This is a genomic window from Pollutimonas subterranea (assembly GCF_002849655.1).
Lineage (GTDB): Bacteria > Pseudomonadota > Gammaproteobacteria > Burkholderiales > Burkholderiaceae_B > Pollutimonas > Pollutimonas subterranea.
On record NZ_PDNW01000005.1, the window covers coordinates 50,864 to 64,638 of the forward strand.

A 13,775-nucleotide genomic window follows, 5' to 3' on the forward strand; every position below is an offset into this window, starting at 1 on the left:
GCAGCCCTACACGTTGGGGGGCTGTGTTTCTCTTTCGAAATGCCGATGCTTGGCAAGCGCCTGGATAAACTGCTGCGTTGCCTCCGTTGCATCGCCGGCAGCGACAATCAGCCCCGGGTCCTGGCCGGCCTCAACATCGATACCTGATCGGCTCAGCAACTGAGCCGCGCCGCCCAGGGCGAGTATGGTTTTGCAATGCCGGTACTGGTCCTGCAGAAACTCCCGCGCGCGGCCATCAGCCGACAACATAGTGATCGCTTCGGCTCCGTCGGGCAACACCACACCATCGAACAGCACGGCAGGCTGGTTCTCCAGCGAGGCATCGGCGTCAATTTGGTCGCCGTCCGACGTGGCCAGGGGACCAATGCGCGGCCCAACGAAACGGACGACGGCGCCCTGCGCTTGCAATGTGTTGGCGATCGCCCAGGCTGTGGCGCCATCGGTGCCCGGCGCAATCATAATGGCAACCTTGCGTGTACGTATACCGCCATCCCCGGGTCGGGCCATCAATGACAATCGCGGCGATTGATTGACCTCGGGCGCCGGCGGATTTTCCAAGGCTTTAGGCATAGCATCCGGCATCGGCATGCCCAGGCCTTCGGCGACCTTGCCGGCGAGCTCCTCCGACGCATTACGCAGCATCGATACAACCCGCTCGCGAACAGCAGCGACGGTGACCTTGCTCAGCTCGAAACGGAAGGCGTCCGCAATATGCTGCTGTTCGAATTCGGTCTGGCTTTCATAAAACAGTCGGGCCTGGTTGTAGTGCTCCGCAAACTTTTCCGGCTTGCCGCGTACCTCGTCCTGTTGTACGGGCTCGGGAAAAGACACGAATCCCGCCGTCCCGGCCTGGAAAGGACAGCCGCCGCCCAGCGAATTGGGCTCATAGGAAACCCGTCCCCGGTGTATGGCTTGCCGATGCATGCCGTCCCGTTGATTATTGTGCACTTGCGCAAGCGGGGCGTTAATGGGCAATTCGTGGAAGTTCGGGCCGCCGAGCCGGGTAATCTGCGTGTCGATGTACGAGTGTATGCGCCCTGCGAGCAATGGGTCATTGCTGAAATCGACGCCCGGCACCACATGCGCCGCACAGAATGCCACCTGTTCTGTTTCGGCAAAAAAATTGTCCGGGTTGCGGTTGAGCACCATGCGCCCGACCGGCTGCACCGGCACCAGTTCCTCGGGAACAATCTTTGTTGAATCCAACACATCGAAACTGTACTTTTCCGCCTCTTCCTCGGTGAAAATTTGTACACCAAGCTCCCACTCCGGGTACTCGCCCGCATCGATAGCTTCCCAAAGGTCGCGACGGTTGAAGTCAGGGTCGGCGCCGGAAATTTTCACCGCCTCGTCCCACGTCAGTGAATGCGTCCCCAGTTTAGGGTCCCAGTGGAACTTCACAAAGACGGATTCGCCCGCCTCGTTGACGAAGCGAAACGTGTGCACCCCGAAGCCTTGCATCATGCGAAAGCTGCGCGGGATGGCGCGATCGGACATTTGCCACATCAGCATGTGCGTCGATTCAGGCATCAGCGACACAAAATCCCAATACGTGTCGTGCGCCGACGCCGCTTGCGGCATTGCATGATGAGGTTCCGGCTTAACCGCGTGCACCAGATCAGGAAACTTCATCGCATCCTGTATGAAAAACACGGGCATGTTATTACCAACCAGATCCCAATTACCTTCGTCCGTATAGAACTTGACGGCGAAGCCGCGTACGTCGCGGGCCGTGTCCTTGGAGCCGCGTTCACCCGCTACGGTGGAAAAACGTACGAACACCGGCGTGATTTTTCCCTTTTCGGCAAAGATCGACGCCCGCGTGTACTGCGTAAGTGGCTCGTAGCACTCGAAATACCCATGGGCACCTGATCCACGCGCATGCACCACGCGCTCCGGGATGCGTTCGTGATCGAAATGTGTCAATTTCTCGCGCAGAATGAAGTCCTTCAACAACGCGGGGCCACGCAATCCCGCCTTCAAGGAGTTCTGGTTGTCGGATATGGTCACGCCCTGGTTGGTCGTCAACATCCGCTCCGCCGAGTCGGCGCGAACGCGATTCAGCGAGCCGCCGGCAGCGTTGACGCCAGGTTGCGCCGCATCGCCATATTTGGCCGTCTGGTTCTTTTCCGAAGGAGTGCTGGCGAGCGCCTCGCGAGTGGCGGAGGGCGACGTGGCGCCACGCAGGGGCGACAAGGCATTTTCATGTCCGTGTTCATTAGGCTTGGTCGGATTGAAAGGCATGTCCTTCGCCATGCCGGCGGTATCGCTCGCCTTGCGGGCTGCGGGATCAGGGTTGCCCGGGTCGGGCGGCAAAGCCGGACCACTGTCGGTATTTTTATAAGCACTATCCGCGGACTTCTGCTTCGGATGGTTCTTGCCTGTGGGCGGCGGCGTGGTTGGCATGCTGATCTCCTTTATCTTATACGGTCACCTCTGGGCTGGCTGGCACAATGCCGAGCGACAGCGAATGAGGTGCACGGAGGCGATGCATAGCAAGTCCCGGACCCAGGCAAGAAAAGTGACAGGGACAAATAGCGGATGGACACATTACTTACTTTCCTCAACACTTGACGGGTTCCTAAAGCGATCTCAAGCACAAAAAAATGTCGCTACGGACATATCGAGAGAAAGTCGGGGGGTGAGACATGAAAAAATACAGTTTCTTAGGCGAGTACCACCGGCCCGCTGGATCGGGGCACCTTCCATGCAGGAATATCGCTGCGTATGCCGGAGTGCTGGTACTGGCCATGTGCTGGGCGGTCCCGGCAAATGCCCAGAATATCAATGATTTGCTCAGGATATTCGTCCCTCCGCCTCGAACACAAGAAGCTCCCGTGATCAGAACGTATCCAAGCGCTCCGCCACCGGCGCCCGCGCCGGCCCCGGCGCAGCAGCCGATTACGCCGAAAAATCTTCAAATCAGCCGGGCCCAGGTCTTACAGATGCAGCAAATGTTGAATGACATGGGCTACGACGTCGGCGCGGTGGACGGTGCCGCTGGCCGAAAAACCGTGGATGCGCTCAACGCCTTCCGTAGGGACTTTGGCCTTCGCGAGTCTGGCGGGCTGGACGTACAAAGCCTGAATACGCTCAGCGCCGTGCACCAACGCTCGGGCAACGACGCCGCCCCCTACCTCGCCGCCGGCAATTCGGCCGGAGCCGACGTCAGCCCGCCACCGGTCGCGACGGCGCAGCCAAGTTTCGATTGTGCTCGAGCTTCGACCTCAACTGAACTGGCTATCTGCAACAATGCCGCATTAAGCGGCTTGGACTCCTTGCTTTCCACCCTGTATAACGGTCTGCTTGCCGGGGCCAAGCCAGCGCTTGCTCAACAAATCAATGCCGATCAGAAAGGATGGATCAGGCAACGCAATCAATGCGCCGGAGACTCCGACTGCATTCAGATGGCGTACTCCAACCGGCTTGCCGCGCTTCAAGTGGCCGGTAGCACGTCGGCGCAGATCTCGCCCTTCGTCCCTTCGGCTTTGGGATCTGTCGTAGCTGCGCCTGCGTCAGGAAACGCTCCGTTTGCCGCTGCAGGCCCCGAGGCAGGGCAAACCGTTGCTGTTCGAGGCGAACGTGATGATTTGCGCAGGCTGCTCCATCCCCCTCAGGATATCAATCCGGTAAAGCTGCGCTTCTTCCAGGGTATCCCCATTATGGAGTACCCAACGAGCCACCAATTCTTTTCCTTGCTTATGCTGAGGGAAGTCCCCGGCTATTTTCAAAGTGCCGAGTGTCCGCTGGTTCGATCGTTGATGGCCAAGTCGGTGGTCGACAAGTATCTGGTTAAATCGAGCTACAACTCATGCTGGCTTGGACGGGACGAGTTCCAACAGAGTGATACGCGTCAAGCCTTTCATGACCGCTACCTGAAGGCGTTGGTGGACTTTGCTCCGGCACCGCCTTTCCGTGTTGCAATTGTCGGCAAGGTGAACCTCCAGTCGCACAGCGTGGAAAAAGGCGGCTTCCCTTTTGTGCCTTCCCTGAAAGATATTATGTCTGTCGGAAAGCTGATGGGTGATCTTGGCGGTGGACGATCCCGCTGGGCGCCCAGTATATCCGATCGGACTATCTGGCCGGACTCGATCGTTTCCATGGATACCGACGCTGCACGTGGCTTCATCAGCATGGTGGCCGCGTGGCCTGTCCACGACAAGTACAGCAGGGAAACCAGTACCGGCCCACGAAGTGTAAGCCTTGTCGGAATTGTCGAGATATCGGGCATTGACGCCGATGCCAAGCGTATGGACGTCAACGTGCTATCGCTGGCGCTTTATGACCCGCAACTCCAGCAGAAAATCTATGATTTTCCGGTCAATGCACTCATTGAGCCCTTCGTGCGAGGGGCCATCCCCGAAAAGTTGGATGTTCAGGCCCCGGTAGAATTTGACCGCATCTATGCGTTATTGCGTACCATCGAGCATGGCGACAAGCCGGTCAGCGAAGAAACCTGGACGCAGTTGGCGGATTCCGTGTGGCAACGGGACCGCGCCAACTATGCCAACTCGAAGACTCTTGATACGTCGATGGGCAATGGCGATTCGAGGCGTCCATTCTTTCCCAACCCCCAGGGATACAGAGCCGGCAACATGGAGCCAATAAGCGCCGCCAACCGGGCCAAGCTCGAGCAGTGGGCCACGGCATTCAAGAATGGCCTCCCCGACGAAGTCGCAATCACGCAGCATGCAGGCTCGGGGACACTCACGAAAAGCCGCCAACACGCCTACAATGCGATGACTGGATTGGGTGCCAGGATCCCAGCTTCCTATCACAATGTGCTCCAAAGCGAAGGGCTGCAGACAGACCAGGTAACGCTCTGGAAACCAGCAAACCAGGACTTCCTGCTCGCCATACCGAACCAGCAATCGCTTTATACCGTCGAGCTCGAACCGTCGAAGGTTCGGCCTCACCTTTCACATACCCTCCGTCAGCAAACGAAGTTTCGTACAGCCGCCATAAAAACCGTAACGGGAAGCGAAGGCCGCCAAGCCATTCTTATTCGTCTCGAGCCCCTGAGTTTGACGCTTGAGAGCGGACTCGGCACGGTCACGACTCACGCCTTCAACCATGTTCCCAAACTCGATGACAAAAGCTTCATCACCGCGGGACAAGTAACGGTATCGGACAATCCAGTGGCACTTTCACCCGAGTCGGTCGTGCTGTCACCGGCGCTTATCGATTTGATGGTTGCCAGGGCGGTGGGCGAAAACCTGTCGGAAGCCGCCATGGCACATATCATTGCCCGGCGCTGGCGCTTCGAAAACACCGAAGCGTCGCCCATGGGCGGCAGGTTTTTTGTTCGTGGGAAACGGCAACCGAGTCTCGACGAAATACATCCGATCATCCCGCAATTCGTCACGTGGGCCACCCAGGCATTACCGACTGTTCCACAACAAGTAATGATCAAGGTCCCGATGATGAATGGATTGCAGCCCGCAGGACCAAAGAAAATGGACTGGTCGCGTTTCGGATGTTTTATCGGCACGAATGAAGACAGGTGGCTGATGTCTAGCACGGCAACCCGAATCAATGTCGACACGAGTCGCCGCGAACAGGCGCTCAAGGACGGACAATCGGGATGGACCCCGTCGGAGGAAAGACAGCTCATCGCGATGCGGGCGATTGTCGAGGTCGCCGATTTTACGCAAGCCATCGGCAGATCATGCAAAGGAAAAGATGAAAACCTTGGCGTTACAAATCCGGCGACTTTTTATATGCGGATGAGTAACTCTATTCCGTCCACCACCATAGACCGCGCATCGTCGATTCAGCAGCCCATGGCAAATGCCGTCTTCAAGATCAAAGGCATCAACCATACCGACGCCAGGCCCAGTCATACCGATTTGCTGCCCAAGGAACTACTCGACATCTACAAAGAAGCCGGTTCAAAGTCGCCAAGCAGCCAGGAAGGGGTAGTCATCGAGGGCGAATTGCTAGAAATAGCTTATTTCGATAACGCCGGCCGGGAAGTGGATCGCCTGCAACCCGATCCCGCATTGTCGTTGAATGAAATTATCAAGCGCTTTCACGCCTCCCTTGAAGCCGCAACGCCGGCAGCGACCGATGGCCCCTATGGGCCTGACATGGTAGGCCTGCAACTGGGAATGTCGTTCGACGAAGCCGAAAAAATCATACGCCAGCATATGGACGTTGGGCGTGTGTTCGAGGGCCAGCGCAATCACGCCGCGGTTACCGATGCAGGCATGTTGCGTCCGCTCAAGTCGGGAAAGTTGTTTGTGTCGGCCGACGGACGCGAGCTGATTGCCATTATCGACGAGCCGCCCGCGATTGACCGCAAGGTCCTGGCCGCGTGGCGGCGCGTTTATGTTCCGGCGGCCACTGTCGGCGAAGCCGACGCTGCATCGGCACTACGCGAAAAATATGGGAAGCCGGGACCGTACCAGGACGTACAGGCCGGCAACAGAAACATATGGCGCACCCCCGCAGGACATCATTGCGAGCCCATTTATCGCTATGGTCAGGCTAATGCCTTGTCCGTGACGTGGATGGATGAGGGAACCATGACCGATTTAAAGTCGGGTGACGGCAAACCCATGCTCGATGCGGCGTACCCCGCCCCTTACTTTGATCCGACAAATCCATCGTTTAGCGCCCTCACCGAATGTGGCCCTATCCTGACAGCCCAACTGAACTTCGATGCATCACGTGCGCACAACCGTGGCATGAAAGCTTCCTCCATGGACTGGATTGAAATGACCTTGACCGATATAGGGCCATATTTGAAGGCATACTCTCGAAATCGAGACAGCTTGCAGCGGGCGCCTCAAGAAGACGGTACAAGCGGCGCGTCGCGGGTCAATGCGTCGGGCATTAAGTTCTGACGCGCTCGCCGGGCCATCGGCACCATGCCGATGGCAAAAGCCTGCCTGATACTAGAAATCGACCGCCGCCGACAGCATGACGGTGCGTCCGGCTGCGTTGGTCGCAAAGGAACCGTTGGCAAGCCAATACCTCTTATCCGTCAGGTTATCGATATTGGCACGCAATACCACAGCTTTCCCTGCCACCGTTGTCCGGTAGCGAGCGCCCACATCAAACGTGGTGACTGCTGGCAGCGTCCGCGTATTGGCCGCGGTGGTATAGCTTGACGAAGTGTGAGCGACACGTCCATTGAGGCTCAGGCCGTTTACCCAAGGCGTATCCCAGTCCAGGCCAAGATTGAAAGTCCGGCTCGGCACACCCGGTGCCCTGTTGCCCTCGTTGACGCCACCTTGCGTCTTGGTCAACGTGGCCTGCGTGAACGCCGCAGAAGCCATCACGCGCAGGCCAGGCTGCACCTCGCCATAGGCGGCCAGCTCCAGACCTCGATTGCGCTGCTCGCCGAAATAACCATAGACGTTCGCATCGTCGGCCTGGGCCGCTGGCCGTGCCAGTTGAAAAACGGCCGCCGTGGTGGTTATGCGGCCCCAGTCGACTTTGACCCCGGCCTCATACTGCTTGGATTTGTATGGGTTGAGCACTTCGCCTGCGTTCGCGTAAGTAGCGCCGACAATTGCGCCGCGCGTCAGGCCTTCTGTAAAGTTGCTGTACACCGAAACGTTGTCTGTCGGCTTAACGACAATGCCGGCGACCGGAGATATGGCATCGGCCTTATAGTTGCCGGTTTTTGCGCCAGTCGCCGTGTTGTAGCTATCGACATCAACGGTTTGCTTGCGCGCACCCACGGTGAGCAACACACGGTCTTGTGCAAACGATAGCGTATCGGCAATCGCGATACTGTCCAGTGTGGTCTCGGAGGCACGCTGCATGCTATTGCGCATAAGCGCATTCGCAGGGAGCGGCGACGGATGGTAAATGTTCGAGGCGACCGCCGTCGTGCCCGGCGAGTAACCGTTACCTCCTTCCTGGCTCATGCGCGTCACCCCGAGGGCAACCGTATGGCCAACGCTTCCCGTATCGAAACGAGCCTGCAGGCCAACATCGCCGCTGAGGGTTTTGGTGTAGGAGTCATAGTAGGAGTTCATGACGCCAAAATTACCATCGGCGTCCACACCCTGACGTGCAAGCGTGACCGGGTTGACGGAGATCGGGAAGACCTGCTTCACGACGCTATCCCGGTAGCCCAAAGCAACATGGCCCGTCAGGTTGTCGGTAAAGTCGTACTCCACCCGTGAAGCAATCGTCTTGTCGCGCTGAGTCAGCGTGGTGCCCGGGTAGAAAGTAATGCGCCCATCAGGCGCCGCCGGGATATCGGTGGCGTCCGGCAATGCGATCTGAGCACGGAAGTCATCCACATCTTCATCTTGGTAGATGGCGTCCAAGGTCCAACGCAGACGATCCCCCTGGTAGTCCAGCGCAAGCGCGCCCAAGCCCAGGTCCTGCTTGCCGTCATCGATGGATGCTTCGCCGCCCCTCACCACGCCATTAAAGCGTATGCCCCAGGCGTTGTTCTCGCCAAACCGTCGCCCGACATCGAGGTGTGCGCCCAGGTTGGACTGGCTGGTGTAGGTAGTGGTCAGGCGTGTCAGCGGCTCGTCCTGGGCGCGCTTGGTCACGACGTTGATGCTGCCGCCTATGCTTCCGTTGGGCGGAATGCCGCGCATGAGCGTACCGGGTCCCTTGAGCAACTCGACACGCTCGACCAATTCCATCGGCACGCGGTTGGAGGACAACAGGCCATAGAGGCTGTTCAAACCCACGTCGCCGGAAGTGACGCTGAAGCCGCGAATTTGGAAATCCTCTCCAAATCCCCCTGTGGACGTGGTCGTACGCACCGACGCGTCATTGGTAATGACATCGGCCAGTGTACGGGCCTGGATATCTTCTATCAATTCAGACGTGTAGTTGACCGTGCTGAAGGGAGTGTCCATTGCATCGCTCGTGCCCAACAAGCCCAGGCCGCCTCCTTTCGCCACCTGCCCACCCGCATAGGGCGGCTGCATCTGTACAGCACTCTGGCTGCCTTGGACAGTCACTGTAGGCAGTACCGTGGCGGGTGTTGTCGTTTGCGCTATCGCCCCACCACCCGACGCGATCAAAAGGCCGGCAGCGGTCAAGGGACGCAATGAGGACGGGCGAAATAAGGGGCGATGGGACATGAGAGCTCTTATGGATAGAAATCAGGAAGGGAAACGAAATTCGTGCGATTGCTTTGTCGATCTATGTATAATTTTGCAAACACGGTGATAGTAATCGTTCTCAATACCATTATCAATAAATTAAAATCAGAAATTCTCTGTTGACCCCCGTACCTGGAAAACCCTAATGACCGGTCATTTGTCTTTCAATTTCACTATCTTTCCCGGCCATGCCACGCGGGGCGCAGCCGTGCCGTCGACCGCTGTCGGGTTCTGATAATGTTGTCTCCAGTAGCGCTGCGCAAGTGGTCTTTTGTACACAAATGGGCCAGCCTGGTCAGCACAGTTTTTTTACTGATGCTGTGCCTTACCGGCCTGCCTCTCATTTTCGAGCATGAGATCGAACATTGGCTGAACGAAGGTGTGCAGCACACGACGGCCGCAAGCGGCCTTCCCATGGCGAATCTGGATGATGTCGTAGCGGCGGCAAAAGCACAGGCTCCCGATAAAGCCGTCATGTTCCTGGGCGACTTTACCGACGATGGATTCTGGTATGTGAACCTTGCCGATACGGTCGCCGGCGAAGGCGCCCACACGACAGTGACGGTGGACTATTACACCGGCCAGGTACTGGATCCATCGGCCCAGCGTAGCGGCTTCATGGCGTTCATGCTGGAGTTGCACACCGACTTGTTTCTAGGCCTGCCCGGCAAGCTGTTCCTTGGCCTGATGGCTTTTCTATTGCTGACGGCAATCGTATCGGGAGTGGTGTTATATGCGCCTTTCATGCGGCGACTGCGTTTCGGCGAGGTCCGCCGTGATCGCAATCCCCGCCTGAAATGGCTGGACCTGCACAACCTGCTGGGCATCGTGACCATAGTATGGGTCGGCACGGTCGGCGGCACGGGAATGATCACTACTTGGGCGGAGCTGATCGTCAATGCATGGCGAGCCGACCAGATGGCCGAGATGGTCGCACCGTATGCCGGCCAACCGCCCGTCGCACGGGCCGGGTCGCTCCAACAGGCAGTCAGCGCAGCCCAGCAACTTGAACCCAACATGCAGCTGGGCTTTGTGGCGTATCCCGGATCAAGCATGTCCAGCCCGCATCATTATGCCGTGTTCATGCGCGGAACCGAGCCGCTGACGTCACGCCTGTTGAAACCTGTATTGGTGGACGCGCGAACGCTGCAAGTCACGGACAATCGCCCCCTGCCCTGGTACATGATCACCTTGCTTATTTCGGAGCCGCTGCACTTTGGCGATTACGGAGGCCTGCCAATGAAGATACTCTGGGCGGCGCTGGATATCATCACCATTATCGTGCTGGGCAGCGGCCTGTACCTTTGGCTGGCTCGTGGCCGTAGCGCTGCGGCCCAGGGTGCTCAGGTCAACGGAAGCCAGCGCATAAGCCGCCTGCCGGTAGGTAATGACCGCAAAAGCGTACACAACAACATACGGCAAATGTGGCAAGCCCCATTCCTCATTGCCCTGATCACACTGGTCGGCCTGATAGCCGCACTGGTGGGCGACGGCTGGCCCGACACGCTGTCATGGGCGGCGCTTACTGTGCCCGTAGGATTGATAGCGTGGAAATGGGGACGCCGCTGATCCGTTACCATCTATGAGGGAGAGTGGGCTGCAGCCGGTGCTGCTCACCATGATTTCAGACGCTCAAACTCCCTAAGCTGCTCGCCGGGGGCCAAGAGGCTTTCTGGCGCGAGATCCTAAGCTCAGCTGTTGAATATATTCCTGAAAGATATACAATTTTAATGTATATCAATCAACGGAGCATAAGCATGCAGGTCGCAAAATGGGGAAATAGCCTGGCTGTGCGCCTTCCCGCCAGCTTGGTAGAAGCGCTGGAGCTGCGTGAGGGTGACGATATCGAGATCATCGTAGACGATGCACGCACATTCGCTGTTCGAAAGAAACCGGGATCCGATGCCTTGCTGAAGCGTCTGCGCACCTTCAGAGGCAAACTACCGGCAGATTTTCGCTTCAATCGGGATGAAGCTAATGCGCGAGACTAGGTTTAAGCACTTCCTCGACAGCAATGTGGTGTTGTACTTGCTCTCAGGCGACTCGACCAAAGCGGACAGGGCTGAAAACTTATTGGTAGCCGGGCCGGTCATCAGCGTGCAAGTGCTCAATGAGGTGACGCATGTTTGTCGTCGCAAACTCTGTATGAACTGGGATGAAATCACACAGTTCCTCGAGCTTGTACGGAAATTTTGCAAGGTTGTTCCTCTCACAGAAACTATCCATGACCGGGCCCGATTGATCGCAGAGCGGCACAAACTGTCTTTCTACGATGCGTGCATCGTCGCAGCAGCGGCCGCAACAGGTTGCCAGACGCTCTATAGCGAAGATATGAACCACGGGCAGCGTCTGGAAGACGGATTGAATTTAAAGAATCCATTCTTGTAAGCCTGACATTCATCTTTCGAAAGTCTTCCAGAGCTCTCCGGCTTTGATATTTTCTTGATGTTTATTTGATGATTTTTTGTTCATATCTTTCTTACGCTAAGCTCAATTGAATCAAACTTATCGGGCATGACGACCTCAGATCCCTTCTTGACGTTTCGTGCCTCAAGAGTGAGCATGAAAAAGCGAGGAAATATGTGGGCGACTGCTTTGTTCACAAAAACCTCTATCCGACGAGACCGCCATGTCCTTGAAGCACGCCATAAGAATGCTGATCGTGGAGGATCACGCAGGCTTGGCCACCAACCTGCTCGAATTTTTCGATGATCAGCGCTACATCCTTGATTTCGCTTCCGACGGTTTGACGGCACTTCATCTCATTACGACCAACGAATACGACGTCATCATCCTGGATGTCATGCTTCCTGGGCTTTCCGGGTTCGAGATATGCCGCCGTATCCGCAACGATGTTCGCTGCTCGACGCCAGTCATTATCATGACGTCAAAGGACCAGCTACAAGACAAGGAAGAGGGCTTCAGCGTCGGCGCAGACGATTATCTTGTCAAGCCGTTTAATCTGCGCGAGCTGCAATTAAGGGTCGATGCGCTATACCGGCGCAAGGCAGGATTCTCCAGAACTCCGGAGATTCGAGTACCGGGCATCTGCTTTGATCCCGGCACACTTATGGTGAGTACGGAAAGTGGAGAACGACTTGAGCTGTCCGGCACGGCGGCGCGGATTTTCGAAGGATTGATCAAGGCGTACCCTAACGTCCTTTCATACGCTGAAATCCAGGATACGGTTTGGGGTGAACGGGAGGTTGATATGAATACCTTACGTACCCATGTGTACTCACTTCGCAAGCTGCTGCAGGATACGTTCCAGTACCCGATGATCAAAACCATGCATGGGCGTGGCTACAGGCTCCTGGCGCCAAACAAAGACGCGTAATGAAACTCAAATCGATCTCCCGCAGGGTTTATCGCGCCATACTGACGGTTAGCGTGGTCAGCATGATCGCGATGGTGATGACCGTGCTTCTCGTCAACGAAGATCTTGAGCACACCATGCTTGACGTGGAGTTTGCGCAAGAGCGTGACTTCATCTTGATGAACAACACGGGTGAAGACGTACTTGTCTGGGAGACACCAAATCTCGTCGTTGTTTTCGTACCCTCGGGTAAGCCTCGCCCCGCGGTCTTGCCGCCGGTATTCCAGGGATTGCCTGACAATTATTCAGCGGAAATCACACAGGGATCCGAGACATATCTGGTCGCAGTGAATACCGTCGAGACGGGGCTGCTTTACGTCGCAAAGAACATCACGCACTTTGAGAATCGGGAAGCACTGTTTGAGATAGCCCTGATCATTATGACGCTGGTGATTGTCGCATTCAGTCTACTGCTTGCCGTATTGAGTAGCCGCCGCATTGTCCGGCCATTGAAGCTTTTATCAGAGCGTATAAGCCGGATTCCAGTTGGGCCGAACATGCCTCGGATGGAAACCGACTATTTCGATGCCGAACTGCACTCCATCGCTGTGACATTCAATCGCTTCCTGGATGAACTTGAATCCTACGTGCGACGAGAACAATCCCTCGTGAACCTGGCCAGCCATGAATTGCGCACTCCGATCGCGGTCATGTCGGGTGCGCTCGATATTCTGGAGTTGCGCGATCAACTCACCCCAAATGACCGGGCCACACTCAAGCGTGTGCGTAGCGCGTGTGACGAAATGAGGGACAACGTCAATATTTTGCTCACGCTGGCTCGCCGTGAGTCCACCGCTCAGACTCAGGGAGTGTTTGACGTACGTTCCGGCTTGCTGCAGGTCATCGACGATCTGAAGATTAGCCACCACGCGGGAGACCGTGTGACGCTCGACGCCCGGTTCCCAATGACGGTACATGCAGATCCCGTCATGGTGCGTATGTTGTTGCGGAACCTGATACAAAACGCCATCCAGCACACCAAAAGCGATATCCGCGTAACGATATCGGAAGGTCTCATTGAAATCGAAGACCAAGGGGCGGGGCTTACTGCCGACCAAAAATCGATTCTTCTGGGCGAACGAAAAATCGCGCATGACGAATCGACACTCAATGGATTAGGTCTATACATTGTGACGCTGATCACCGAAAGGCTGGGCTGGCAACTCAATATAGGCCAGACAGACAACAAGGGCGCAAGAATCCGCCTGATTCCGGGTCGAAGCGACCGAGGCAGAAAAACTTGAACGACATTTCTGCCCGGCAGCAGCCTTGATGAATTATTGATTTTTGCTTGACGAATTCTTGTTGTCGAT

General features: G+C 56.6%; 8 protein-coding genes. 6 read left to right on the forward strand and 2 right to left on the reverse strand.

Translation table 11 applies throughout. The annotated features are described in order from the left end of the window. Positions 1-6 precede the first annotated feature (6 nt). Positions 7-2,406 carry a catalase gene (locus CR159_RS07620; protein ID WP_102073422.1) on the reverse strand — a complete coding sequence of 800 codons (2,400 nt, stop codon included), beginning with the start codon at positions 2,404-2,406 and terminating at the stop codon, positions 7-9. A 431-nt stretch (positions 2,407-2,837) separates the two neighbouring features. Here CR159_RS07620 and CR159_RS07625 point away from each other — a divergent pair, with 431 nt between their 5' ends. Next, entirely contained in the window at positions 2,838-6,848 is a 4,011-nt protein-coding gene (locus CR159_RS07625; RefSeq protein ID WP_158238520.1) for a peptidoglycan-binding protein, read from the forward strand. Positions 6,849-6,899: 51 nt separating this feature from the next. Here CR159_RS07625 and CR159_RS07630 read toward each other — a convergent pair whose 3' ends face one another. Further along, a complete protein-coding gene (locus CR159_RS07630) occupies positions 6,900-9,065 on the reverse strand; it encodes a TonB-dependent receptor (protein ID WP_102073424.1) in 2,166 nt (721 codons plus the stop codon). 258 nt (positions 9,066-9,323) lie between these two features. Between CR159_RS07630 and CR159_RS07635 the strand changes: the two genes are divergently transcribed. The 5 genes from CR159_RS07635 to CR159_RS07655 all read left to right on the forward strand — a co-directional run bounded on the left by CR159_RS07635 (position 9,324) and on the right by CR159_RS07655 (position 13,706). Continuing rightward, positions 9,324-10,655, forward strand: a complete 1,332-nt coding sequence (locus CR159_RS07635; RefSeq protein ID WP_102073425.1) for a PepSY-associated TM helix domain-containing protein — start codon at positions 9,324-9,326, stop codon at positions 10,653-10,655. Between the two features lie 188 nt (positions 10,656-10,843). After that, positions 10,844-11,077 (forward strand): AbrB/MazE/SpoVT family DNA-binding domain-containing protein, encoded by a 234-nt coding sequence (locus tag CR159_RS07640; protein WP_102073426.1) that lies wholly within the window; start codon positions 10,844-10,846, stop codon positions 11,075-11,077. After that, complete coding sequence (locus CR159_RS07645; protein WP_102073427.1) at positions 11,064-11,474, forward strand: PIN domain-containing protein; 411 nt, start codon at positions 11,064-11,066, stop codon at positions 11,472-11,474. Before CR159_RS07640 ends, CR159_RS07645 begins: the two co-directional genes overlap by 14 nt. A 241-nt stretch (positions 11,475-11,715) precedes the next feature. Continuing rightward, positions 11,716-12,423 carry a response regulator transcription factor gene (locus CR159_RS07650; protein ID WP_102073428.1) on the forward strand — a complete coding sequence of 236 codons (708 nt, stop codon included), beginning with the start codon at positions 11,716-11,718 and terminating at the stop codon, positions 12,421-12,423. Continuing rightward, entirely contained in the window at positions 12,423-13,706 is a 1,284-nt protein-coding gene (locus CR159_RS07655; RefSeq protein WP_102073429.1) for a sensor histidine kinase, read from the forward strand. The genes CR159_RS07650 and CR159_RS07655 overlap by 1 nt, the downstream gene beginning before the upstream one ends. The last annotated feature ends 69 nt before the right edge of the window (positions 13,707-13,775 follow it).

Excerpts from the sequence above, each read along its gene's own strand:
- CR159_RS07630 (WP_102073424.1), bottom strand. The coding sequence starts at position 9,065 with ATGTCCCATCGCCCCTTATTTCGCCCGTCCTCATTGCGTCCCTTGACC.
- CR159_RS07645 (WP_102073427.1), top strand. The coding sequence starts at position 11,064 with ATGCGCGAGACTAGGTTTAAGCACTTCCTCGACAGCAATGTGGTGTTG.
- CR159_RS07655 (WP_102073429.1), top strand. The coding sequence starts at position 12,423 with ATGAAACTCAAATCGATCTCCCGCAGGGTTTATCGCGCCATACTGACG.
- CR159_RS07635 (WP_102073425.1), top strand. The coding sequence starts at position 9,324 with ATGTTGTCTCCAGTAGCGCTGCGCAAGTGGTCTTTTGTACACAAATGG.
- CR159_RS07650 (WP_102073428.1), top strand. The coding sequence starts at position 11,716 with ATGTCCTTGAAGCACGCCATAAGAATGCTGATCGTGGAGGATCACGCA.
- CR159_RS07640 (WP_102073426.1), top strand. The coding sequence starts at position 10,844 with ATGCAGGTCGCAAAATGGGGAAATAGCCTGGCTGTGCGCCTTCCCGCC.
- CR159_RS07620 (WP_102073422.1), bottom strand. The coding sequence starts at position 2,406 with ATGCCAACCACGCCGCCGCCCACAGGCAAGAACCATCCGAAGCAGAAG.